The 26069-nt window shown below is 43.7% G+C and carries 20 protein-coding genes; 4 read left to right on the top strand and 16 right to left on the bottom strand.

What is annotated here, in order from left to right:
• Positions 1-39: 39 nt before the first annotated feature.
• Positions 40-744 carry an acyl-[acyl-carrier-protein] thioesterase gene (locus tag ACESZH_RS02810; protein ID WP_373212697.1) on the bottom strand — a complete coding sequence of 235 codons (705 nt, stop codon included), beginning with the start codon at positions 742-744 and terminating at the stop codon, positions 40-42.
• Positions 745-960: 216 nt separating this feature from the next.
• Here ACESZH_RS02810 and ACESZH_RS02805 point away from each other — a divergent pair, with 216 nt between their 5' ends.
• Entirely contained in the window at positions 961-2130 is a 1170-nt protein-coding gene (locus ACESZH_RS02805; RefSeq protein WP_373212699.1) for a sugar ABC transporter substrate-binding protein, read from the top strand.
• Here the strand turns inward: ACESZH_RS02805 and ACESZH_RS02800 are convergent.
• Positions 2082-3815, bottom strand: coding sequence for a sensor histidine kinase (locus ACESZH_RS02800; protein ID WP_373212702.1), 1734 nt, complete (start codon positions 3813-3815; stop codon positions 2082-2084). The genes ACESZH_RS02805 and ACESZH_RS02800 overlap by 49 nt on opposite strands.
• A 17-nt stretch (positions 3816-3832) precedes the next feature.
• Positions 3833-5344 carry a response regulator gene (locus tag ACESZH_RS02795; protein WP_373212704.1) on the bottom strand — a complete coding sequence of 504 codons (1512 nt, stop codon included), beginning with the start codon at positions 5342-5344 and terminating at the stop codon, positions 3833-3835.
• Positions 5345-5522: 178 nt separating this feature from the next.
• Between ACESZH_RS02795 and ACESZH_RS02790 the strand changes: the two genes are divergently transcribed.
• Entirely contained in the window at positions 5523-8564 is a 3042-nt protein-coding gene (locus ACESZH_RS02790; RefSeq protein ID WP_373212705.1) for a glycosyl hydrolase, read from the top strand.
• A gap of 69 nt (positions 8565-8633) precedes the next feature.
• Here ACESZH_RS02790 and ACESZH_RS02785 read toward each other — a convergent pair whose 3' ends face one another.
• The gene (locus ACESZH_RS02785; protein ID WP_373212707.1) at positions 8634-9353 is read right to left on the bottom strand and encodes an Ig domain-containing protein; all 720 of its coding nucleotides are present in this window, start codon (positions 9351-9353) and stop codon (positions 8634-8636) included.
• 132 nt (positions 9354-9485) lie between these two features.
• On the opposite strand from ACESZH_RS02785, the gene tig reads away from it, so the two are divergent.
• Entirely contained in the window at positions 9486-10691 is a 1206-nt protein-coding gene (gene tig, locus ACESZH_RS02780) for a trigger factor (protein ID WP_373212710.1), read from the top strand.
• Between the two features lie 75 nt (positions 10692-10766).
• Here tig and ACESZH_RS02775 read toward each other — a convergent pair whose 3' ends face one another.
• Entirely contained in the window at positions 10767-11135 is a 369-nt protein-coding gene (locus ACESZH_RS02775) for a VOC family protein (protein WP_373212712.1), read from the bottom strand.
• A gap of 285 nt (positions 11136-11420) precedes the next feature.
• On the opposite strand from ACESZH_RS02775, the gene ACESZH_RS02770 reads away from it, so the two are divergent.
• Complete coding sequence (locus ACESZH_RS02770) at positions 11421-12500, top strand: PD-(D/E)XK nuclease family transposase (RefSeq protein WP_373212714.1); 1080 nt, start codon at positions 11421-11423, stop codon at positions 12498-12500.
• Positions 12501-12574: 74 nt separating this feature from the next.
• On the opposite strand, the gene ACESZH_RS02765 is transcribed toward ACESZH_RS02770, so the two are convergent.
• The 11 genes from ACESZH_RS02765 to ACESZH_RS02715 all read right to left on the bottom strand — a co-directional run bounded on the left by ACESZH_RS02765 (position 12575) and on the right by ACESZH_RS02715 (position 25987).
• Positions 12575-15691 (bottom strand): alpha-mannosidase, encoded by a 3117-nt coding sequence (locus tag ACESZH_RS02765; protein ID WP_373212717.1) that lies wholly within the window; start codon positions 15689-15691, stop codon positions 12575-12577.
• A 20-nt stretch (positions 15692-15711) separates the two neighbouring features.
• The gene (locus ACESZH_RS02760; RefSeq protein WP_373212719.1) at positions 15712-16842 is read right to left on the bottom strand and encodes a uroporphyrinogen decarboxylase family protein; all 1131 of its coding nucleotides are present in this window, start codon (positions 16840-16842) and stop codon (positions 15712-15714) included.
• An 11-nt stretch (positions 16843-16853) separates the two neighbouring features.
• Entirely contained in the window at positions 16854-17867 is a 1014-nt protein-coding gene (locus ACESZH_RS02755) for a uroporphyrinogen decarboxylase family protein (protein ID WP_373212721.1), read from the bottom strand.
• A gap of 28 nt (positions 17868-17895) precedes the next feature.
• Complete coding sequence (locus ACESZH_RS02750) at positions 17896-18732, bottom strand: carbohydrate ABC transporter permease (RefSeq protein WP_373212724.1); 837 nt, start codon at positions 18730-18732, stop codon at positions 17896-17898.
• An 11-nt stretch (positions 18733-18743) separates the two neighbouring features.
• Positions 18744-19643 (bottom strand): carbohydrate ABC transporter permease, encoded by a 900-nt coding sequence (locus tag ACESZH_RS02745; RefSeq protein WP_373212726.1) that lies wholly within the window; start codon positions 19641-19643, stop codon positions 18744-18746.
• 78 nt (positions 19644-19721) lie between these two features.
• Positions 19722-20960: an ABC transporter substrate-binding protein gene (locus ACESZH_RS02740; protein ID WP_373212729.1), complete on the bottom strand. Its 1239-nt coding sequence runs from the start codon at positions 20958-20960 to the stop codon at positions 19722-19724.
• A 212-nt stretch (positions 20961-21172) separates the two neighbouring features.
• Positions 21173-22060 carry an AraC family transcriptional regulator gene (locus tag ACESZH_RS02735; RefSeq protein ID WP_373212732.1) on the bottom strand — a complete coding sequence of 296 codons (888 nt, stop codon included), beginning with the start codon at positions 22058-22060 and terminating at the stop codon, positions 21173-21175.
• Positions 22061-22115: 55 nt separating this feature from the next.
• Positions 22116-23273 (bottom strand): MalY/PatB family protein, encoded by a 1158-nt coding sequence (locus ACESZH_RS02730; RefSeq protein ID WP_373212734.1) that lies wholly within the window; start codon positions 23271-23273, stop codon positions 22116-22118.
• Between the two features lie 56 nt (positions 23274-23329).
• Positions 23330-23989, bottom strand: coding sequence for an SGNH/GDSL hydrolase family protein (locus tag ACESZH_RS02725; RefSeq protein ID WP_373212735.1), 660 nt, complete (start codon positions 23987-23989; stop codon positions 23330-23332).
• 268 nt (positions 23990-24257) lie between these two features.
• A complete protein-coding gene (locus tag ACESZH_RS02720; protein WP_373212737.1) occupies positions 24258-25103 on the bottom strand; it encodes a carbohydrate ABC transporter permease in 846 nt (281 codons plus the stop codon).
• Complete coding sequence (locus ACESZH_RS02715) at positions 25100-25987, bottom strand: carbohydrate ABC transporter permease (protein ID WP_373212740.1); 888 nt, start codon at positions 25985-25987, stop codon at positions 25100-25102. The genes ACESZH_RS02720 and ACESZH_RS02715 overlap by 4 nt, the downstream gene beginning before the upstream one ends.
• Positions 25988-26069: the final 82 nt, after the last annotated feature.

Below are 26069 nucleotides of genomic sequence, written 5' to 3'. Positions count from 1 at the left end.
AGCCATTATAAAGGCTTTTCCCCCAGCCCACAAGATACTTTATCGAAATTCTACAACTGCATATGCCTCGCCCTGCTCATTTCCCAGAACCACGGTCACTTTTCCATCCTCGCGCCCCACCTGCGGATAAAAAACATCGTTCAGCACTGCCTGCTTTTTATATTCCGCCCGCATCTGATGAATGGAAAATCCCTCCGGCAGATAGTCCGCTGCCATACGCACATACTGGCAATTATTTACATGATGATTGGTATCAAGGTGATGCTTCTGCACGGCAAACGCTTCCCCAGCCTCCAGATCCTTCGGCAGGGCAATCTTCCGCGGCGCATATTCCATAACCAGCTTTTCGCTCAGTTCATATCCCGCTATATCTTCATCCTTCAGCTTTTCCGGCCTTCCTGTCTCAATGTTAATGTTTGACCAGATCGTATTTGCATATGCCAGGCGTTCCCCGTCCTGCGTGTCCATGGTAAAATTACGCATTCCCAGAAAGCCCCGGAAATCATATGGTGCAGTTGTGGTCTTCACTGTCTCTCCCAGCCGCGGGTACCGGTCCACAACCACCTGCCAGGAGGACAGCACCCACGCAAGCCCCCTTTTTTTCACCGCCTCCATTCCCTGTCCTATGGATTCCGAATGAAAGGTACAGCAGTCCTGGAAATAATCCAGAATCCCCGGAAGGGTCAGACACCCGTTCTCTCCTGTTTCACTGTAGCGAATCCGTCCTTCAAAGCTGTAACTCATTTTTCACACCTCTTTTATACTCTCTCAATTAAAAATTGATTTTATTATCATCCATTTTTTATGCTGCGTCAAGAAAAATCCACGGCTGTGTTGCTGCGAACAGAACGAACCGTAACGCCTGCACAAAGCACCATGTCCGGCATTAGTTTAGAATTGTCACTTGTCCAAAACTAAGCTATAATATAGAAAAACCAAAAGTGCAAGGATACGGAAAACATGAAAAAAAGCATTTTATTTACATGGATCATTTTATTGATAACAGGTGTCTGCTTTCCCCCCACAAACAGCTTTGCCTCTTCCAAAACAGACGCCCCGCTTCGCATCGGTCTGGAATTGGGCGAATCGGACTACAATACTTCCTTTCATATATTAAATGAAAACCTTAAGCATCTGGAAACGCTGGCTAATATTGAAATTGTAAGAACGGACGGAGCAAATTCCGGAACCTCCAATGAACAGTCCATTTACAATGTAGAAAATCTTATTGAGAAAAATGTAGACGGCATTTTATTTGCCCCTACTACAGACCGGCTGCTGCCAGCGATCTGCCGCATGTGTGAAGAAGAGAAGATTTACTGGGGAATTTACATGCGAAGCATTCTGGATAAAGACATTGAAGCTTTCTGCAAAGCCTCCCCCTACTATATTGGAAACACCTACGAAAATGAGGAACAGGGTGCATATGAGCTGGCTAAATCCGTCCTTGAAAAGGGCTACCGCAAATTCGCCCTTCTCTCTGAGTCCAGATCAGATAATACCTGCCGCCAGCGGGAAGAAGGCTTTCAAAAAGCCCTCATGGAATATCCTGATGCAGAAATCGTTGCGGAAGCCAGAAATATGCGTTCCTTTTCCGACATAGAAGAAAATACCCAAAGCATTATACAGGCTTATCCTGATCTGGACTGTATTTTTCTTGTGGGTACGAAGACAGTAGGCGGTTCCGAATATCTCCTGAAAACGATCCAGGCAGTACGGAGCACCAGCCGCATCAGCCTGATTGCTTTCGATTTTTCCGGTCATCTTACAGAGGATTTTCAGACTGGTATTTTGAAAAGTGCCTATGGGACGATGCAGCTTTCTATGGACCCCTATTATCTTGCAATAAAAATGATCAATACCCTGAAAGGCTTTCCCCTGGAAGAAAGAAGCACGAGCCACTATATAGAAGGCGTCCTGATCACTTCCGAAGAACAAGCAAGGGAGCTTTCCCCTGTCATTGAGGACCGCTCCCTTTTATTCTTTTCTGATGATTTTGTGGAAAACACCCTTTTTAAATGGAATAATCCTTCTCTGGATGAGGAAGCCTTTCAGCAGATCATCAATGATAACCGTATGCTTCAACTGTCTGAATCCAGCGGAAACGTCAGTACAATCGTGGCACCATGACCCTCCTCGCTCTGAATATCCATTGAAAAGTGCTCACCATAAAGATAAGAAATACGGCGATAGATATTTTCCAGGCCGATATGTGCCTCTTTCTCCTTATGAAAGGTCCCGTAAACAAGATTATCCCGTATTTCTTTCAGCTTTTCTGCTGAAAATCCTCTTCCACTGTCGCTGACTTCCAGTACAAGCTCCTCTTCCAGGGCATAGATCAAAATAACAATATTCCCCTGAATCTCGCCTGTATCTGTGGACAGTCCATGATAATAGGCGTTCTCCACCAGCGGCTGAAGAATATTTTTGGGTATTTTCTTTTGCAGAACCGCTTCGTCAATATCATATTCAACCGTAACCTGATTATGATAGCGGTAATCCATGATCAGCTGATATTGCTTTAGAGCTTCTATTTCCCGTCCCACTTCCTCAAAGGTTGTATTCTGCGTATTTAACCGCTCCCTCAAAACCTTTGTCAAAGCTGTATTCACCTTTATAATATCCTCATATGCCCCCTGCCTTGCCAGGATGTTTATAATGTTCATCGTATTGTAAATAAAATGTGGATCCGTCTGCGTTGTCAGCAGCTTATAATAAGTTATCGCCTTTTCCCGCTCTTTCTCCGAAAGCTCATCTGACTGCCGGTTAATGTTTACTGCCATTTCATAAAAAGAACGGCTCAGTTCCCCGATCTCGTCATCAGAATCATAGACCGGCTCCGGCTGCATCCCCAGAGAAAATGACTGAACCCGCGTACTGAGTTTTCCGATCGGCGCCAACATTTTATCATTGGAAGGAATGATATATAAAAGCGCAAGTATAATAGGGACAAAATAAATTCCCAACAGACAGATAAAAAGCAGGGAAAATTCTTTTAACAGGCTGGCATAAGTGATCATTCCGATGGTATAACTAAGCGTATTGTAGCTTCCGTTTATCCCGGCGATCCCGTTTTTCGTAAAAATGCAGCCCAATATCCCATTTTCATTCTCCTCAACAGCGGAAAAAGCATTATTTTCCGATTGGGAATTCCTGTAAAGCTCATCGCCATATGTGTTATATATCTGTATGAAGTCCAGTCCCATTCCTGCATTTTTTATATTTCTTGACAATCCCCGCGCATCACAGCACGAACAGACCATAAACATATGTCCATATATGATCTGACTGTCCGTATAGCAGGAATATACAGACGGGATTTTTTCTATCGTTCCCTCCTGGAGTGGTGAAATATAAGCTCCGCCCGTTTCCTTTGTTTTTTCATATCCGTAGCTGCTTCTTAAAAGCTCCTGAATTTCTGATGTGGATGAATTTAAGGAATGGAAAATATTTCCTTCCTCATCTTCCATAAGCAAATACTGTATTCCCGCATCAGATGTCTGAAAATTGGCCAGATAAAGGTTCACCTGCTCTCTGGTTTTCGCAGAAGGAGCAAAATAATACGCCCGCAGGCGGCTGGTCAGTTCATTGGAGGACAGAAGCGCATATATCTGTTCCTGCCTGGTGGTCTCGTATTCATCCCATATATCCGTGATCAGAGATATTTTCGCCGAAATGGATTTTCCCGTGTTATATAAAAAGAACAGTCCCGCCCCTGCGAGGATCAATATGGACAAGACGCAGAAGATCACGGTATAGGTAAATAGAAATCTTTTTAAAATTTTCCGGCTCAATTTTGAATGTGCTTGAAACATACCGCCTCCCAATGATTTTATGGCCTTTTCTTCCTGAAATGCAGCGGCTTATAGCCTGTCTTCTGACTGAATATCTGACTGAAATACTGCGAAGATTTATAACCTACCTTTTCCGCAATCTCATATATTTTGCAATTGCTGTTTTCCAGAAGAAAAACCGCCTGGGAAATCCGAATCTCCGTCAGATAGTCATTCACCGTCTGACCGGTCTCCTGGCGAAACAGCACGCTGAAACGGCTTACGCTAAGCCCTGCAGTTTCTGCGATCTGTTCAACTGTCAGGCTGCTGTCCGCATAGTTATTTTTCATATAGTCTATGGCTCCTGCAAGCCACGGCGCATATCCCGCATTTCCTTTTCTGCTCAGATACTGCCGGATTTCGCTGTAAACATTTTCAAAGAAAGCAATCAGCTCCGCCTGATCCGAAAACAGATTTTTTTCAGTTATAGGAACCATATGCCCGGACAACTCCTCCAGTTGAAGGATCAGATTATGATAGAGCATGAACACTCCATCTCCATCCATTGCTCCAAAAAGCAGATCCGTATACTCCTTCAATTCCCCGGAAAAAACCTCCGGATGGTCAATGGACTTCTTCAGACATTCATAATGGAATCCCTGTCCGATCCCTGCAAAGGATCTCTCCATAAACGGAGACATATCCCACTGCGAATATGCCGGAAAGGAATTAAAAAAATGGAAGTAAGGCAATAAATGATAAAACGCATTTCTGCCATCCGCTGCTGTCATTTTTGCAGAAATTGTATAAATCTGTATATTTTCCTCCTGAAATCTCCCGATTTTTTTCTGCAGCCCCCTGTATGCTTTTGAAATACCAGTACGGGAAAATGGTTTTCCAAAACATTCCCAGGGTATGGCGGCGATCACAAACTCCTCCTGATAAAACAAGTATGCATCCGGATAAATTTCACGTATCTTTGTCCCAATCTTTTTATATAAAAGCTTTCCCGCATCTGAGATGTACTGAAAATGCGGCTTCAGCTTTTCCAAAGGCACATGCGGCGCCATAAAAAAGAAAACAAATTTCCGGCGGAAAATCTCCCCAGCCAGGTCTGTCTTTCCATTCTCTGGTTCAAAGAATGTTTTCAGCTCTGTCTCCAATTGTTCCTTCTGGAGAACTTCATTCCGGAGAATGTGATTTTTTGCCTGGATCAGCTCCTTTGTAAGCGATCCCGCCGTCATTTCATTTTTCAGGATATAGCTGTGTATATGATTCTGAAGGGCACGTCTGGCATACTCAAAGCTTGCATATGAGGAAATAAAAATAATATAAATCCGGGGATTTACTTTTTTTAATGCTTCTATAAAATCAAAACCATCCATCACAGGCATGGAGATATCCGATACGATCAGATCCGGCATTTCCTTTTCTGCAATTTCCAGCGCGCTCTTTCCATTGGCCGCAGTATCTGTAAGCTGAAACCCCATTGCATTCCAGTCCACGATTTTTTTCAGATCCTGCAGCACCAGATAGTCATCATCCACCAACAGGGTTTTGATCTTTTTCATTCATTTCTCCCCGACTTTCTCTGCATTTCCATATGATCACTATACACCAGAAATCTGCCGCCGTGCAACTCAATAAAAGAAAATCGTACAAAATAAAAGATTTCTCTTATTTTTTTCCCAAAAACGCTTTTATAAAATATAACTACATGATAACTAAACCAAAAGGAGGATTATACCAATGAAAAGGAAACAGTTTCTTGCTCTTATGCTTACCGCGGTTCTCGGAATCACAGCAGCCGCACCTGTAAGCACATGGGCTGCCGGAGATGACTTTGCAGCTTCCATGGAAACAAAATTTGCAGAGCCGGAAATGGCCAATCGCCCTTACGCAAGATGGTGGCTGGCAGAGGGCTCCCACACAGACGAAACGCTGAAAGAATCCGTAAAAGAGCTTTACGATGCAGGCTTTGGCGGTGTAGAATTCGTAACTCTCACCAGTGAGGCTGAGATTCTGGATGATGCAACCTATGGCTGGGGTTCTCCGGAATGGATCCATGATACAAAGGTCATTATCGAGGAATGCCGGAAATATGGAATGAGCGTGAGCATGACCGGCGGAACCTACTGGGCAACCGCAAACCTGCCTACCATTACTCCGGACCAGCAGGAGGCCTCCCAGGAGCTTGGCTACACCACCGTAAATCTGGAGAAGAAGGAAGGAGAAAATACCTCCTACAGCGGAGAGCTTCCCCAGTGTGTGCTTCCCGGAACCGCTACACAGCAGAGCCTGGTCGCTGTGGTTGCAGCCAAAGTTGAGGACTGGGGGATTCCCGCAACAGTTGACGAAGAAAGCGGCGAAGTCACCGATCCCGGCGTAAAGACTGTGATCAATACCGATTCCATGAAAGTGATCACGGATCTGGCAGCCCAGAATGATGACGGCAGCTACAGCATTGAATTTACTGCGGAGGATGACAGCGACTACACCCTATTCGCCTTCTATCAGTATGGAACCAGCGAATGCTATGCCGCAGCGAATACCGGTTACGGATATACCATCAACTATTTCGACCCGGCAGGCGCAAATGCTCTGATGGCATATTGGGATGAAAACGTTCTGACCGATGATGTTATGGAGCTGATCAGCGAGATCGATGAGGCGGATCTGTATATGGACTCCCTGGAATTGATGACAGAGGGTGAAAACTCTACCAAACAGCTCTGGTGTACCGACATGCTGGATCAGTTTAAAAACCGCAGAGGCTATGAGCTGGAAAAATATCTCCCCCTTCTGATCCGCGAAACACCGGATACTTTAAAGGGAATGGGACAGTATCTGACCTATGTTTATGATTTCACAGATACCGAAGAGATCAATATGAATTATCTGAGAAATGACTTCTTCCAGACAGAAACCGAGCTGTATCAGGAAAACTGCCTGGATGTTCTCCATAACTGGCTGAATGAAAAGGGAATGAAGCTTCGCGCAGAGAATTCCTACGGCAAAACCTTTGAGGTTTCTCAGACAGTCTCCTCTGTCGATTATCTGGAGACAGAATCCTTTGAATTTGCGGCAGACGTAGATGCTTACCGTAATTTCACAGGTGCTGCCCATGTTTACGACAAGCGGCTTTCCTCTGAATCCGGAGCTTCCATTATGACAAACTATCTGTGGAACAACGGATATTACCGTCAGATCTTCTATACACAGTATGCAGCGGGGATCCAGAAAACCGTAACGCACGGTTATTCCTCCCCTTATGGTCCGGAAGAGTCTGTTTCATGGCCCGGCTATGAAGGTATGACCAACCTGATTGCAGAACGTTTTAACAAACGCCAGCCGGCATCCATCGATTATCCGGATGTAAATACACATTTAAGCCGTATCCAGAAGGCTCTGGAGGAAGGTGTTCCGCAGGTCGATATCGCGATGATCCGTACCGATTATTACCTGAATAATCTTCTCACAAGTGTTTCCAGTTCAGGCGTTTACAACAATGCGCTTCACAATGACAGAGCTTATTACTGGACAGATCTGGGCCTGCAGGATAAGGGCTATACCTACGATTACTTCTCCTCCTATACCTTTATGGATGATGAAGTCAATGCAGCAGACGGCATGATCAATTCCGATGGCGTTGCCTATAAAGCTGTAGTCGTTATGGAGGACGAGCTTCCTCTGGAGGCGGCAAACAAGCTGAAAGAAGCGGCAGAAAACGGTCTTCCTGTTCTGTTTGTAAACAACGTGGTAGAGCACCCCAACAATTCCGGCGTAGATAAGGTAAATACCATCGCAGCTTCCACCACAGGATGCAACGATGGACTTGACGAGGAGCTTGCAGCGGTCGTAGAAGAGATTAAAGCCCTTGACAATGTGAAAACTGTGGATTCCTGTGAGGAAGCATTAAATGCCCTTGCAGAACTTGGCGTTACACCGAGAGCCGAAAATGTTGAGTCCAATCATAAGCTCCTGACTACTATGAGAAAAGCAGATGATGCCACCTACCTTTATGTATATCACTATATGTATGAGGATGAGGAAGCATATTCCGGACAGATTGCGGTAGAGGGAACCTATCAGCCGTACATTCTGGATACATGGTCCGGAGAAGTTACAAAAGTTACTGATGCTTCCTGTGAAGGCGAAAAAACAGTCCTGAACGTTACTCTGGAACCTGGTGAAGTGGCAATGTATATTCTGAGTCCCGCAGAGGAGGCAGTTTCAGAAGAGATTGCTTCTGAAAGCAGTGAGATCGAGCTCACAGGCTGGAATCTGACGGTAGATTCCTATACACCTGGAGACAAAGTAGAACGTACTGAGGACAACGAGGAGACCGACGTTTCCACCACAGAGGTAACCTATGAAACCAACCACGAAGAGATCGATGCAGGCGAACTGACAGAGCTTGTTCCATGGAAAGATCTGGAAGCTGTCGGCGACAGCGTATCCGGTGTAGGTACATATACCACTACCTTTACTCTTCCGGATGACTTTGACACGGAAACCGGTAAGGTAATGTTTAAGGCAGACAGCTTTAACTACGGAACAGCCATGATCACTGTAAATGACCAGAAGGTTTCTGTTGACATGGATACTGCTGAGGCTGATCTTTCCGATGCGGTAGTTCCCGGTGAAAATACGATTTCTGTCCGCGTCACCAGCAGCCTTTGCAACGTAGTAAGAGGCTTTGAGCCAGTCTTCTGGATTACAGAGGAAACGGAGCCTGCAGCTTACGGTATGACAGGAAAAACCGCGGTTACTCTGACAACCATGAAATAAATTACCCAAAACCAATTATATAACAAGTCCAGCCGCCTCTGTGAACCTTCACAGAGACGGCTGTTCCCATTATCCGATCTTTTTCAGATAGCTGCTTACAACTGCAGTTGTCATGCTCTTTTCAAAGGGCAGTGTCAGGGACTTCTGCCATCCCCAACGGTTCCACTTTGAAAGAACAGTTGTCTTCATTTTTAATGTAACCTTATTTTTTCCAAAAACCAGGGAACCTGTACCGGAATTTCCCCAGGTATCCTTCCAGGAAAATTTTGAAACCTTATTGCCGCTAAGCTTTGCTGTGATCACATTTGTCTGATAGATAGGCGAACCATTTACGCCATAGTGCTCTGCCACAAATTTGATCTTTCCTCCGGAAAGCTTTTGAACTGTCACAAAATCCCCTGCGCCTATACTTCCCGGTCTGGGCGCTGCATTGATCTTGGAATATTCCCCTTGCTTTACATAGCTGATGGTTTTCTTTTTAACCGTTACAGTACATTTGGCTGTTTTGCCATTGGCCTTCGCTGTGATGACTGCCGTACCGGCTTTTTTCCCGGTAACCTTTCCCTTGCTGCTGACGGAAGCAACCGAGGGCTTACTGCTCTTCCAGGTTACCTTCTTGTTTTTTCCTGTTACCTTCGCTGTAAGGGTTGTAGAATTTCCCACTGTGATGGACACTTTGGACTTGCTCAGCTTCACGGATGCTTTTGTTGCTGCAAATGCCGGTACCGTCATGCCCAGAACCATACAAAGAGCCACGAGTAATGCAAATAAGCTTTTCTTTTTCTTCATGACATCTCCTCCTTTTATTCTTATGATACAGAAAAGGGTGAAAAAAATCTACCCTGATTTTCACATCCCCTTCACATTTTTGTAGTAAAATTCCCTTATCTGTTTAATTGGGAATTAAGAAAGGATTACTTTATGAAAAGAAAATCAGCAATCATAACCATTACCATATTAACAGCCGGCATCCTGTCCGCCTGCGGAGATTCTTCCTCCGGCACATATGACAAGTACATGAAGCTGGGCGATTATAAGGGTGTGGAGATCACAAAGATCAAAACAGAGATTACCGATGAGGATGTCCAGGACCAGGTTGACGCCGCACTGGATGAGAATTCTGAGCAGAATGAAATCACCGACAGAGCCTGCGAAAACGGCGACATGGTAAATATCGATTTTACCGGAACTATTGACGGTGAAGAGTTTGAGGGCGGTTCAGGAGAGGACTATGATATCTACCTTGGGGATGGATATTTCCTTGAAGACCTGGAAAATGCAATTGTTGGCATGGAAACCGGCGAACAAAAAGACATTCCCATTACCTTTCCCGAAGATTATGACGAGGAGCTTGGCGGCAAAGAAGCCGTATTCTCCGTCACCCTGAATTCTATTTATGAAGATATTCTTCCGGAATACAATGATGAATTTGTAGCAACGATCTCTGATTTTTCTACTGTAGAAGAATATGAGGAAGACCTTAGAAATACGCTGCTGGAAGAGACAGAAAACTCCAATCTGGAAACCGCTGCTGCCGACGCGCTTGCCCAGGTTGTAGCAGATACGGATTTCAGCGGATATCCCGATGAGCTTTATGATGAATGCAAGGCATCCTATGATGAAATGAATGCCATGTATGCGGAAATGTTCGGTATGGATGTTTCAGATTTTGAGTCAAGCGAAGAGGAAACAAAAGCAACTGTTGAAGAAATGGTCTACGAAAAAATGGTAATTACCGCCATTGCCGAGCAGGAAAAGCTGGAAGTTACTGACGACGAATATGACGAATATCTTGCCAGCCTGGTTGATGAATACGGTTACGATTCACCGGAGGATTTTGAGACCGATTATCCAAGGGAAACCATAGAGGAAGACCTTCTCACATCCAAGGTTCTGCAGTTCCTCCTTGATAATGCCAAGATTACCGAGGTCTCCGAGGATGAATATTACGATGAGTATTATTCTGATATAGACGATGAAATGGTTGTAGACGAGGATATGGATGAAATCGACATCTCCGAGGAGGATTCTGACGAGGACATGATCCCGGAGGATGAGATTACGCTGGATGAGGATATCGATGATGCGGAAATAACTGTTGAAGAGGATGAGGAGCTGTCTGAGTAAAGCAGAGGCTGCCGCACTAAGCTTGAGCATTCAAGCATTGGTGCGGCAGCCTTTCCGCTGCAGTGCAATCCCTGCCTATTTTGCTGGCACGATTTCCAGCCAGTAGCCATCCGGATCCTGAATAAAATAGATTCCCATCTCCTTATTTTCAAAGCAAATGCAATCCATCTCTTTGTGAAGACGATATGCCGCATCGAAATCCTCCGCCTCAAAAGCAAGATGAAATTCCTCGTCTCCCAGATTATAGGCTTCCGTACGATCCTTCAGCCAGGTAAGTTCCAACTCAAAATCCGTTGTATCATTTCCCACATATACAATAATGAAGGAACCGTCTCCAGCCTCTTTTCTCCGCAGTTCCTTTAATCCCAGCGCCTTTTCATAAAACTCCAGCGAACGCTGCAGGTCAAGTACGTTATAGTTTTCATGAATCATTTTAAATTTCATTATCCCATCTCCTTTTCACTCCGGCATAATATAATAAGCTTCATTCACCAGATATTGTACTTTAATATTTCCGACTTTTCAATATGGCCATATCGCTATTTCCGGGACATATGTAGAAATTTGTCGAATGATTTTTCTTTACCTTTTCTTTGTGCTGTGTTACCATAGATTTACCAAAAATCTACAAGAGAAGGATTCGCTTCTCTCTTTATCTTTAAGCATCTCATTTCCCGCTCCGATTCGGAGCAAATATCCATGCAAAACATTTAAGTCAGGAGGATTCGTATGCAGAACAAACTACAACAGGTATTTCCAATGATAAAAAACCGTCAGGAAGTGATGGAGGAAATCCGGAATGATCCAAATTTAATGAAAACTTTTAAAGAGTGGTCGAACCAACAACAGGAATATTTTCTGAATTTCGTCACGGGTGCCAGCGGCGTGAAGCTGCTCTATGATTCCTTTTTCAAAGAAATCATGAACCCGGAAACAGTACCGGAGCGGATGAACAGGCTGCTTTCCTTAATTCTGAAAAAGGATGTGAAAATACTACAGGTCCTCCCCGTTGACAATACCCGGCTGGGAGATGAGGCATCCCTGGTCATCATGGATATTGTGGTGAAACTGGAGGACGGCAGCATCGTCAATGTAGAGGTACAAAAAATCGGCTACCTTTTCCCTGGCCAGCGCAGCGCCTGCTATTCTGCCGATCTGCTGCTGCGTCAATACAAAGCCGCACGTCAGAAAAAGAAAGAAAACCAGAAGCGCTTTTCTTACAAGGATGTAAAACCTGTCTACACAATTGTTTTTTTCGAAAAAAGTCCGAAGGAATTTCGCGCTTTCCCCAATATATACCTGCACAATTCCAGTCAAAGAACCGATACTGGCCTAAAACTTGAACTACTTCAGAACTTCGTCTTTATTCCCCTTGACATTTTCCGCAAGAATCTGCACAATAAACATATCACAAACGATTTGGACGCATGGCTTGCATTCCTGAGTATGGACGACCCGGAAACAATTTTGGAGTTGATCCATTACCACCCGGATTTTAAAGCCATGTACAGGCACCTGTATGATATATGCCAGAATATTGAAAGGGTGATGGATATGTTTTCAAAGGAATTGCAGGAATTAGACAAAAATACGGTTCAGCTTATGATCGATGAGATGCAGGATACCATTGATGCTCAAAAGGGCACCATCGATGCTCAGAAAGACACCATTGACGCTCAGAAGGGCACCATCGACGTTCAGAAAGACACCATTGACGCTCAGAAAGACACCATTGATGCTCAGAAAAAGGCCCTTGATGATAAGGATAAATTAATCCATGACTTACAGCAAAAATTAAAAACTTTGTAGCAAAGCAACCTGAATTGTAAGAACTTCCAAAAAGACCTGAGGCTGCCCCCAGGTCTTTGGATCATCTCTCAAATTTATTGCGGAAATCTGCCGTCTTCCATATATAGCTTGAACGTCTTAATCTCAAATGGCTTTATGGCAAATTCTATCTCAGCGCCCTCAGCCGGATTCCCGCAGTTGTGCTCCAATAAATTGCAGGGAACAATCCGTTTCACCGGAAACTCTGACCGCATCGTAATCGTATGCCTTCCGCCGAAACACTCATGTAACCTCACAATAAGGCAGTTTTCTTCTTCCGCCTTTTTCACGAGATCCAATTGAACCCCATCGCCGTCGATCACCGCAACCCTTCGTTTATCTTCGAATATTCCCGGCACTGCCTGCGCACGCAGATTCAATTGGCTTGCAGCCCGCAGGGTTCCTCCCTCAATCAGACTTCCCTCATGTGGGTAAAGGGCATATACAAATTCATGAAGTCCCATATCTGCATCCGTATCCGGTGCCTTCGGGCTTTTCAATAAACTCAGCTTCATTGCATGATCTTTGATGCTGTACCCATATTTGCAGTCATTTAACAGACTGACGCCGTACCCTGTCTCAGACAGATCCGCCCATTTATGTCCGCACACCTCAAACCGCGCCCAATCCCAGCTATTATTCCAGTGTGTAGGCCGCTCCACATGTCCAAACTGTATGTCATACGCAGCTTTTGTGGAACGGATATCTGTGTAAAATGCTGTCTTTAACAAACGGTATGACTCCTGCCAGTCTACTTTTGTCTCAAAATCAATTCTTCTGGAATCCCTGTATAACACCATATCTTGAACGATACTGGATTTATGGTACTGATATTTGAATTGTACCACGGCCTTCAGTCCGCCGCATACAGTGATTTCCGGCTTTTCACTTGCACAGATTACTTCTTTTTTCTGCGTGTAAAAAATATCTATATCCCAGGCATCATAATTGACTGGCTTGTCCTCATAAATCTCCAGAACATTTCCTGCCTGTCCTTCTTTTAGGACCTGGCGTTTTGCTTTTTTATCATATAACTGTACAAGCTGCCCCTGCTGGTTCCATTCTATGATATAATATGGCGATTCTACGCTGCATTCTCCGCAGATAAAAGTGTCCCCTTCCTCATCATGTCCGCCTGGCAGAAAGACAATCTCCTGGATCCCAAAAGGTTTTACTTCAACAAGCACCTCATATCCATTTTCGTATCTCTGACTTTCCAATGAATTTCCGTCACTGTCCACAAAAATGCCCTGCTCTTTTTCCGTTATCCACACCAGCTCTTTTCCTCCAAAGCTGTTTGTGGAATACACGCTGTAGCGATGCTCCAAAAGCTCTGTCATTTCTGCCAAAACCCGTTCCTTTACTCCCAGCATCCGCGTTTCTGCCGCCCCATAATTTACATGGGAATCCTCATATACCTCACGTATGGAGGAACCAGGGATAATATCATGGAACTGATGGAGCAAAACACATTCCCAGCTATCATGAAGCTCTTTCCACGCATAATCATTTCCCAATATATAATTAATCGAAGACAGCCATTCCACCTGTGCCAGTGCATTTTCCAGATAACGGTTTGTTTTCTTGTTATATCCCTGGGTTGTGTAGGTTCCCCTGTGATATTCCAGATACAATTCCCCATCCCAGGTATGTACATAACGGTCCGTATTCTCCACCTGCTTGTGGATTTTCCGGAAAAACTCCCCTGCTGTGGATGTTTTTACATGAGGCAGTCCGGGTATTGCATCCATAGCGCGGCGCATCTCAAGCATATCTCTGTTGACCCCACCGCCGCCATCTCCATAACCGTAAGAAATCAGAGTATCCTTGCTCAGCTCCTTATTCTTGAACTTTTTCCAGCTTCCAAGTACAGCATGCGGCGCCGCCACACCATTATAAGTAGAAAAACGTACATCCAGATCATGGTCTGCGTCCGGAGTGTCAACAAAATAGGTCAAAATCTCAGTCCCATCAATCCCTCTCCACTTGAACAGATCATCCGGAATGGAATTATACTGGTTCCAACTGATCTTTGTTGTCATAAAAGTATCGATCTCGCACTGTTTTAAAATCTGGGGCAGAGCCCAGCTATACCCGAACACATCCGGCAGCCACAGATATTCGCATTTCTTTCCAAACTCTTTTTTCATGAACCCCGTACCGTAAAGGAACTGGCGCACCAGGGATTCCCCGGAAACCAGATTGCAGTCTGCCTCTACCCACATACCGCCGTCAGCTTCCCACTTGCCATCTGCCACTTTCTGACGGATTTTCTCATAAAGCTCCGGGCAGTCTTCTTTTATATATTTATATAGCTGCGGCTGTGTTTGCAGGAAAATGTACTCATCGTACCGTTCCATCAGGCGCAGCACTGTGGAGAATGACCTCTGCGCCTTTTCTCTGGTGTGCTTCAGTCTCCACAGCCATGCCACGTCGATGTGCGTATGTCCAACCATATTTACTGTTACTTCCGTATTTTTCTCCAGACCTTCCAGCTCTGTCATCAGGACACCGTGTGCTCTCTCCGCACTTTCCAGGAAATATTCTTCATCCCAGTTAATACAGTTTAATGCCCGGTCTAATGCCGCTTTCAGATCTTCATAATGTGGCTCCTCTTTTGGAAGAAGCATCAGCGTTTCTGTGATCGCCTTTGAAAAATAGTATAATTCATCCGTCTTTTTATGAAGATATGCTACCTCTGCCTTTTTGCATTGATGATAAAAGGTACGGTGCTTTCCGCCTCCTTCCAGTCCGGTCCATAAAAGGAAGGTCAGCTTTGCCTGTTTTCCTTCCTGCCCGGAAAAAATCACTTCCTGATGGTTCGTATCAACTCCCTGAAAAGGATGCCCGTCCACATAAAGCAGAGACTCAAACCCTCTGTTATTACCTCCGCCCGTTTCCCCAAAATCAAACAGGCCGACTACATCACAGCCTTCCTTTGCCTCCGGCAGCCGAACTTCTTTTTCCAGCCACAGATATCTGTCCCTGCCCACAAAAAAATCATGGATATCAAAGGTTCCGCCTTCGATTTTTTCAGGAAGCTCATGATAGCTCTCGTTCTTGTCCAAAGTCCCTTCCATAGAAACAAATGGAGCTATGCAGCGCCGTTCCACATATCTGCGTTCTTTCAATTCCTCTACACGTCTCTGAAATTTATCAAGCGTAAAAAACACGATCCGTTCCTCCCTGTATACTAAATTATATTTCTGTTGTACTCATCAACCATTTCTCCTACCATTCTAACACGCTCGATATCTCCTGTGGAAGAAAGTTCATCGGAAATTCCAAGTATCAGATTTGGCGCAAATAATTCAATACATTCTTTTACCTGTTCCTTTAATTCTTCAACCGTATAACGCTCATCAAATAAAATTGCAGCTATTCCGTCAATCAGCCACATATCACCCAGCGCTTCTTTTACTTCTTTCAATGTAACATCTCCCTGTGGTTTGGGAGTAATCGCTTCAATCCCATCCAGTCCGGTCTGTCTCGCATATTTAAGGATCGTTTTAGTATTTCCGTCCCAGTGGGAATAAACAAACTTTCCAGCCTTGTGCAGAAGATCGCATCTTCTCTGATACGCAGGTATAATATATTCCTCAACGTAACATGGAGGAAGCATTCCGCAATGAAGATTATCTCCAAAATCAATCATTTGGATTGGAGACTGATTAATGACTTCAATCATCTGCTCCTGGTTCTTTTCCAGCACTTCAAAAAATGCCTCAACCTCTTCCTGATAATCCGACAGCATATATACCGCATTTTCAACTCCCATAATGTCAAGATACAGGTATTGGATATTTACCCTCGGCATGAAGATCGCAGGCGCTCCGATCCGCCCCCATTTTTCATATATCTTCTGATAAATATCTTCTCTCCATACCCAGGTTTGATGGGCAAGAACATAAGACATAACGGATAGATCGTCCTCATCTTCCACCCACCATTTTTTGGGAAAAGTGCCGGAATTAGACGTATTTCCCATTATAATACAATTGATAGCTCCTACAGGTGTTTCTATGATATATTCCGTTTCTAATTCTGAGTGCTTTATCTCTTTCCGCACAATACTGCTGTCATCAACTGCCTGAAAGCAATCGTTATACTCATAAATACGGTTTGAGCAGCCCAGTTCTTTATATACTTCCACCAGACTCATACCTTTAAAAACACCGGGCAGTTCTTCCTTCGCAAACTCTTTGTCCTCAAACCAGCACCCAATCCTTGGCTGCCAGAGAATTCTTCCCTGCGCCCTTTTATTGATCACATCAAGCTGAAAATCATATAAATCTATATTTTTATGGTCTGTACTATGCTCCATTTCCAGTCTCCCTATTCTATCACGGAATCCCACGCTTCAAATACCGCATAAACGTTCTCCGGCTTTGCTCCCGGACCGAATTCACACTGCGCAATACATCCTCCATCGAACCACAGCTTCTGATACACCTCTTTTACAGCTGCCTTTATGTCCTGGGGGCTCCCTTCCGGCAAAAGATGCTGACGGTCTATCTCTCCCCAAAATGTAATCTGACCTTTAAACGGTTCCAGATTTTCCAATCCAATGCAGAAAATCTGTGTATTAAAAGCATCCAGTCCAAGCTCGATCATTCTTGGATAAATATCAAGGGTATTTCCATCCGAGTGCATAATTGTTTTTTTGCCGTATTTTTTTGCAATGGAGATATAGTCCTTATACATTGGTCTGAAATACTCATCCCATTTCAGCGGACTGATCAAAAGGCTTTTTTGGCTGCCCCAGTCATCCATAAAAGTCAGTGCATCCACATCTGTTTTTGCCCATTTTTCCAGCAGATCACAGTAAAACGTGTGCATTTTATTCATAAATTTTATCATATTTGCAGGCGGCTCAAACAAATCCACATATAACTCTTCTGTGGTGCGGATAAACTGCATCTGCTCAAAAGGACGCGGACAGCATCCTGATACAACAAACTTATCTGTACTGCGGCAATATCTGTTTACTGCATCCACATCAAAATCCAGCCATTCTACGGGAATATGTACATGATCCATGTCCGTCCATTCTTCATCCTTTACCAATGGTTCTTTTACCTCTCCGATAATACCCTCATGAATATTGTCAAATTTGCATCCCCATTCGTCAATATATTCACCAATGCCGTACTGATTCCCCTTTGCGATCGTCTCCTTACGAAGAATGTTGGGCGCGGAAACAATATCCGCTGCGAATTCTCTGCGAATTTTCTCCACCATAGAACCATGATTCGTTTCTGCCCATGGAAGCAGCCACATTTGCCTTGGTACCCGTCCGTCTTTATTCTCAAATTCTAATGTTTTGTACACTAATTTTCTGGATGTCATTATGTTTTTCTCCTCTTTTTACATTTTCTTAACCCTTTACTCCGCCCACCAAGTTGTTGGTAAACATCTTCCTGCAGCTCAGAAACAGCGCAATGGCTGGAACGGAAATAATAATCGCGCCTGCCATAATGCCGCCCCAATCTGTTCCATAAGGTCCCTGGAATCTGGTCAATGCCATGGATACCGTATACATTTTTGCATTAGAAATAAAGGATACGGCTATCAGATATTCTTGCCATATGGAAATAAATACATATATTGCTGTTGAAACTATTCCCGGTATTGTCAAAGGAATCGTAATATAGGTCATTACCTTTAACTGAGAACATCCGTCTATACGTGCTGCATCCTCAAGCGACTCCGGGACATCCGACACATAATTTCTCAGCAATACCATAGCCACAGGAAATGCTCCCCCAAGATACGTGATCCACAAAGAGGGATACGTATTTAAAAGCCGCATTTTGCTCATGATCAGATAAAGCGGAATAATATATGCCACAGTAGGAATAAACTGTGTAAACAGAATCATGGTATTTAAAAGCTTCTTTCCCCTAAATCGGATTCTGGAAAAAGCATATGCCATCAGGAATCCTGTACTGAGACTGATCAGCTCAGTGATAAAGGTAATCACCAGGCTGTTTTTCAGACACTTAAGAATATCCACGTCTTCGATAGCATCCCTGAAATGCTCTAACGTAAAAGTCTTAGGGATTATTGACATTGTACTTTTAACAATTTCTTGATCTGTTCTGAATGCTGTCGTCACAATCCAATAGAGAGGGAAAATCAAAAACGCCAGCAGTCCGATATACAGTACATATTTAAAAATTGTATAACTCTTTTTTTCATAGCGCCTGTACATATTTTTTCCTCCTATTGTTTATTTTTCAGCTTTTTTGATAATGCCGGTATTCCCTGCAGCAAAACAATGACAGCCGCCAATACCAATATCATCAGTACAGCAAAGGCTGACGCATTGGCAAAGTCAAAGAATTTAAACGCTTTTCTCTGCAGGAATACAGGTAATGTTTCCGTAGCTCCGGCAGGTCCGCCTCCGGTCATGACGTTTACCAGACCAAATGAATTGAAGGTCCAGATAAAACAAAGTGTCAGCACAGATATTACAGAATTCGCTATATGCGGCATTTCAATTGATTGAAATACCTGAAACCTATTTGCCCCATCAATAACAGCCGCTTCGATCTGCTCTTTCTGCAGTGACTGCAGCTTTGCATAAACCGTAATGGCTACCACCGGAAAGCCTCTCCAAACATTCGCCATAACCACTGCAAGCAAAGCCATTGCCGGGTCTGCAAAGATATCGTCTCCTTTTTCTATTACGTGCAATGCCTCCAGCAATTTATAATACGGGCCAGTCTCATAGTTTAGCAGAAGCTTCCACGTATATCCGGTAATAACCTCCGGCATGACCCAGGGCAGCAGCAGGAATATCTGCAGAAACGTAACCCCTTTGATGCTTTTTGAATTCTGTATAAAAGCGGCACCTATTCCGATAATGGCAATCAGGCTGATCACAAGTGTCACATATATCAAACTCTTTACCAGTGCGCCTGTAAATTCATCGCCATTTAATATATCAATATAATTTTTCAGACCAACAATCTTTTCTTCTACGTTTATAAGGGAGTAATCCGTAAAACTATAATAAATATTTTGCAAAAACGGCAAAAATACCACGATCAACAGTAGTATCATTCCCGGCAAAACCAATGCCAATGCAAACTTTTCTCTTCTTTTCCGAAACCCATTCAATATCCATTCCTCCGCATTTAGATCTGAAGATACAAATGGAGCCGCCGAAAGGCGGGCGGCTCCAAAAAATACTTCCATTTACTCATAATTTTCATCCAAAAGCTTCTGTACGCTAACCTGAGCTTCTTCGCACATTTCATCAACTGTGATTTTTCCATAAAGCAGGTCATTCCAGTATTTAAAGAATTCTTCGCTGACTTTATTCATATTTGGTACAGGAATTCCTGTCAGATAAGCATTCTTCAACTGTTCCCTGAAAATATCATATTTGGGATCATTATATGGCTCTGTTTCAAAACATGCCTCCATTACTGGTAAATCAGCACCCGCCATTTTTGCCATAGCTTCTTCTGTGGTTGTGAGATATTTGATCAATTCCCAGGCTTCATCCGGATGCTCTGTTCCGCCGCCCATACCAAGCTGGAATCCGCCACCCGTTGAAATTCTACCTTCTGTTCCGGCAGGAACCAGCGTCAATTCCATTTCAAAGTCTGTTTCCGGCATCTGCTCTAATTCCCAGTTACCATATTTATACATTGCAATATTTCCGGAAGCAAATGCTTTTCTCGCATCATCCCCTGTCATCGTTAAACTGGATTTCGGCATGTAGGGCTGCAGTTCTACAATAAAGTTCAGAAAATCTCTCATTTCCTGTGTATCAATCTGAGCAACTGCTTTTCCATCTTCAATTGTATATAGTCTGCCGCCGTTGCTAGTCAGATACATACCTTGCTCATAAGTAGGTGAATAACAATTTTCGCACAATGGACTCACATATCCATAATTGCCGTCTACCGTTAAAGCCTTCGCTGCTTCCAGCATTTCTTCCTGAGTCTCCGGAATATCCACCCCATATTTATCAAAAAGATCTTTATTTACAGCCATTACCCTGGTGCCTGTATTTGCCGGCAGTGCATATGTCTCTCCATCAGATATCCCCTGCTCAAGCAATGATTCAAAGAGGATTTCGCTGTAATCAATACCATCTCTGTCAATATACTCCTGAAGCGAGCCAATAACTCCGCCTTTCACATAGGCAAGGGTATCAACATGATTTACGAACAAAACATCATAATCATCGTTCGCCTGATGGGCCGCAATTGCATTCTGGTTCATTGCGGTGAAATCCGTCGCTGCTACAACCTCCACCTGAATCCCTTCATTTTGCTCCATAAATGCTTCCACAGCTTCCTCTACCGCCTCACGGCTTGTCTCGTAGGTGAGGATACGAATATTAACTGCCTCTCCTTCACCTGCATATACAGTATGTCCACAGATCATCGTTGCCATGAATAATAATACCGCAAACTTTTTCATGTGTATTTTCCTCCTATCCTGATATAATTTAGTATTTTTCTGCATATTAAAGGCACATTTTTTCTTTTTTCATTATTTACGTAAATAGTGGCGAATACTTTTCCTGTCCCTTTTCTTTATAACCAAATTATACAATACAGAAAAGTACGATTCATGCACAATAATCCTCAGTACTTTTTTGTACATTTGACATTTTTATCCATCAGCTATTTTCAGTAAATGCTGGCAAACCTTTTATGACGGAAGTCGGAGGGTGTATATCCGGTGTATTTTTTAAACACCGATGCAAAATGGTTGCTGGAAGAAAAATTCAGCAGATAGGCAATCTCTGTGACAGACCTGTTCATGTCTTTCAGATATATCTTTGCGGAATCAATCTTTAGCCAATTTATATATGCGTGAGGCGTAATACCCAACTGCTCTTTAAATTTTGCCTTAAACCTTGATGTGGAAAGTCCGCATTGTCCTGCGATCATATCGATATTCAGATTATTCAGCAGATTTTCATGAATATAAGTAATCGCATTTTGTATATCCTCACTGTATATGTCTCTTTTCAGTTCAATATCCGGTGTACAAATGTCTTTCACAATAAATTCCAGGAAATGACTATAACCCAACGTCTGCCTGGAAAGCTCCTGAGAGCTCAGCAAATAAAATGCCTTCTGCAGCAATGGGATATCCTTCATATTTGCTTTTTTTGTCCGCTGGTCATAGTTCAGCATCTGCCGAAATAAATATTCGCTGCGCGGTGGCGTCAAGCCAAGAAAATTCTGGGACGAAGACAAATCGATCTGAAACCATATAAACTCACAGATATCCTGAGATACTTCTCCGTTTCCATGCTGTTCATATGGATATGTGGCAAAAATCTCATTTCCATATAATTCATAGCGCTTTCCGCCCACAACATATTTCTGCTTTCCATTTATGATTATTACAAATTCCAGATTTGTATGGAAATGGGTGTCTAATATCTCGCTTGCAGACTGAAAATTAGCATACCCCATCATGTGAAGCCCCGGAATATTAAGCTGTTCTCTCGTAATTACTTTATAGGAATCCGACCATATAGGCACATCGTCTGTTAAATGAAGCATACATCACCTCCCGAATTTCACCCTCTTCAACGTATGCAGAATGACAAAACTGATTTCATTCTCTAAGAGTTTGAGCATAAAGTTTTCTAATAGACGATTCCAGTCTGTCCAATGCCTCTTCCAATTGCGCTTTTGGACAGCCAAAATTCAAACGTACACACTGGGTATTCCCATAAATCGTTCCATCAGAAACCTTTACCTTTGCTTCTTTCAGAAAATATTCAGCCGGATTTGGAAGTCGCAGCGCAGAACAATCGATCCAGGAAAGGTAGGTTCCTTCATTATGCGTCATACGAAGCTCTGGAATTTTTGCTATCCTTTCCTCCGTATAATCTCTGTTTGCCCTCAGATGCTCACGAAGAGCATTTTTCCATTCATCGCAGCTCCCATCATAAGCCTTCTCATAGGCTGCCAGCGTCAAAACATTGCCGCATGGAAGCAATCCATCCAGCCGGACAGCAAATCTGCCGCGAAGCTCTTTATTTGGTATGATCGCAAATTCCAATGGAAGCCCTGGAATGTTACATATTTTTCCTGCGCTGGATAATGTCACACTATAATCCGCCGCTTTTTCGTTTACAGAAAAATATGGTATATGTCCTTTATCCAAAGCCAGCTCGCAATGAATCTCATCACTGATCAAAAGTAAATGATTTTTTTCACAAAACTCCTGAAGAGCCTCCAATTCTTCCAGATCATAAACTCGTCCTACCGGATTATGAGGATTACAGAGAACGACACAGGTCACTTCCGGTGTCAGCGCTGCTTCCATGCCGGCGATATCCATAGAGAAACGGAAATTTTCATCCTGCCTTAACGGAACTTCAATAACCGGAAGCTTTGCTTCTTTATAAAGATTACGGATATGATCATACATGGGACAAAAATACATAAAAGCCCCACCCATCATCTGCAGGGCATTCACAAGTCCAGGAATTACCGATGGAACAAGCACGATCCACTCTGTAGGCACATCCACCTGATACACCTTCCTATAATGCGCCGCGATCAGCTCTTTCAGATTCTCTTCTGTATTCGGATATCCGAAGTATAAATGGGCGGCCCTGTCTGCCACCGCCTCTGCAATGACCGGAGCAGCACAAATATCCATATCAGCCACCCACATGGGGATCACATCCTCCGGTATCATATTCCACTTAACAGAATCCGTATTTCTTCGATCAGGAATTCTCTCAAAATCAAACTTACTCATGACTTCTCTCCTGTATTGCATTTTATGTTAATTTCTGAAAATCTTTTAGGGAACATTTAAATTTTCGCCCAGGCAGCCAGATATTCTTTGGCTAAAATGGCATTTCCGATGTCTGTCAGATGTACGCCATCTTCGCTGATTTCCGCAGGTTTCATACCTTGAATCAGATAATTAGAAAAAATCCCATTCATAGGCAGATACACATCGGCATATTCTTCCGCAAGCTTCCTGGTAATCCGGATCTTTGGATTTAAATCCTCCCAGAAACTCTCCTTTTCCGGATCTGTAGACAATAAAAACGGCTCGATAAGCATAATCTTTGCCTGCGGACATGAGCTTTTGAACCGTTCCAACAAAAGGCGGTAATTGGTTTCGAACTCTTCTGCCGAAGTCGGATCTCCGGAATCATAACGTCTCCAGGTATCGTTGATGCCAATCATAACAGACAGGTAATCCGGCTCAATCTGCTCAAAATCCTCTTCATATCGACTCAACAGATCTATAACGCGGTTTCCTGATATTCCTCGATTTATAAAAGTAACTTCATTTTGCGGAAAAAGAAGCCTGTATACCTGAACTGCACGCGAAACATAACCCTGCCCCAGTTCACCTCCGTTTGGGATCATGTCGGTCAGCAGCCCGCCGATCCGCCCCCAATCAGTAATGGAATCCCCCTGAAAAAGTACTTTACTATGATTCTTAAAAATAGTGTTCATACAAACTCTCCTTCCCTGAACTGGAAAATCGCATTGTTAAAGTGGATAAAAGTACCTGATCTCATATTAATAAAGTCTTTTGACATTTGCAATAAGATTTTCAATCATCTTCCGCCATATAATCAACACTTGCCAGGAATTTCAGGAAGATAACGGATGGCTACAGATTTAAAAGATAAGCGGCATACGGAAATACAAAGCATATAAAAAACAGGCACCCTCTCTGCGAAGATACCTGTTTCATTTTAAGAAAACGGCAAAGCCAATCTCACCCCTTCACACTTCCTGTTGTCAAGCCCGCCACGAAGAACTTCTGGCAGAAAATAAACACCAGCAATACGGGTATCAGGCTCAATACCGACAATGCAAATACATAGCCCCACTGTGTGAACTGATGCTGTCCGAAAAAACCGGAAATAGCAATTGGCAATGTTCTTTTTAAGTTGTCATTGATCACTGTATTTGCCCACGGAAACTCCTCCCAGGCTGTCAAAAAATTAAATATGGACACGGACGCGATCCCGGATTTTGAAAGCGGAAGCGCCACATGGCAGTATACGGTAAACACGCTTCCCCCATCCATGTAGATCGCCTCGTCCAGCTCTCTTGGTATGTTTTCCACAAAGCCTTTGATCATAAAGGTAGAATATGGAATGACCCACGCCACATAAAACGGGATAAGCCCCCATAAATTATTGATCAGCTTCAGCTTCACAGCCAGCTCATACTGCGGTACGATCAGCGTGGTTCCCGGAATGATCATAGTCAGCATGATAAATACAAAGATAAAATTCCTTCCCGGAAACCGGAACCGCGCAATACAAAATCCAAGCGCTGATGCCACTGCCGCTGCTATGGCAACGGTTATCACAGAAACGATCACACTGTTGAGGAAATTAATGTAAAACTTTCCCTGATTCAGCACGTACACGTAATTTTCCAGAGTAAGCTCTTCCAACGCCGGAAAAAATCTGGGCGGAAACTCATACAATGCCCCGTTTGGCTTCAGCGAAGTGCTGACCATATAGATCATGGGAAGAACAACGATAACCAATCCGCTGACCAGCAATACATATAGCAAAAGCTGCGTCATATTTCTTTTCTTTAATCTCACTGTCCTCCCTCCTTATTTTCCATGAGGCGGAACTGCACGACCGCAAGCAATGCAAGCACCAATGCCGTAATAAAGGAAAGTGCTGCCGAATAACCGAACTTGCCAGTGCTGAATGCCTTGTAATACATCCAGGTAAGTATGGAATCTGTCTGATGTCCCGGCGCGCCGTCCGTGATCATTTTGATGGATGTAAATACATTAAAGCCTCCGATCGTCAGCATAACCAGCGCAAACAGCACGGTTCCTCTGATACAGGGAAGGGTCACGGAAAAAAACTTTCGGATACTCCCCGCGCCGTCCAGAGCTGCCGATTCATACAGCTCCTGTGGAACCGTCTGCAGTGCAGCCAGAAAGACCACCATATTCCATCCGATCCCTTTCCAGATTCCCAGCAGCATGGCAATGGTCATCCCGCCCCATCTTGTATCCAGCCACCGGATATTCTGTTTTACGATACCCAAAACATTTACCAGAAAATAGTTCAGCATACCTTCTGTGTTAAAAACATATTTGAATACCAGCGAGGCGATGACCCAGCTTGTGATCACAGGCAGATAATAGCTGACCCGGAAGAAGATCCGGCAATGGCTCACCGAATGAATAAACAGCGCCACCAGAAGTCCCAACACCATCTGAGCCGGTACGGTGATCAGCGTATAAACGATCGAATTCATAAAAACCGTATGGAAATATGGATCCTGAAACACGTCCTTATAGTTTTCCAACCCAATAAATTCCTGCTCCAGAATGGAGCCAAAGTCCCATTTAAAGAAACTCATGACAAAAAGCTTTGCAATAGGATAGAGGGTAAAAACGCCGAATATCAAAATCCCCGGAAGTAAAAGCAATGCAATCTGCATTCCGCTCTTGCGCCTTATCTTCACACCACACACCTCCTCTTTTCGCCGCTGCTCACTCACTTTACATTGACGAAACGGATTCCTCTGCTATATAATGATAGCGTTG

The organism is Ruminococcus sp. 5_1_39BFAA, assembly GCF_964240875.1.
Taxonomy (GTDB): Bacteria; Bacillota; Clostridia; order Lachnospirales; family Lachnospiraceae; genus Blautia_A.
This window is presented reverse-complemented; position numbering and strand designations above follow the sequence as displayed.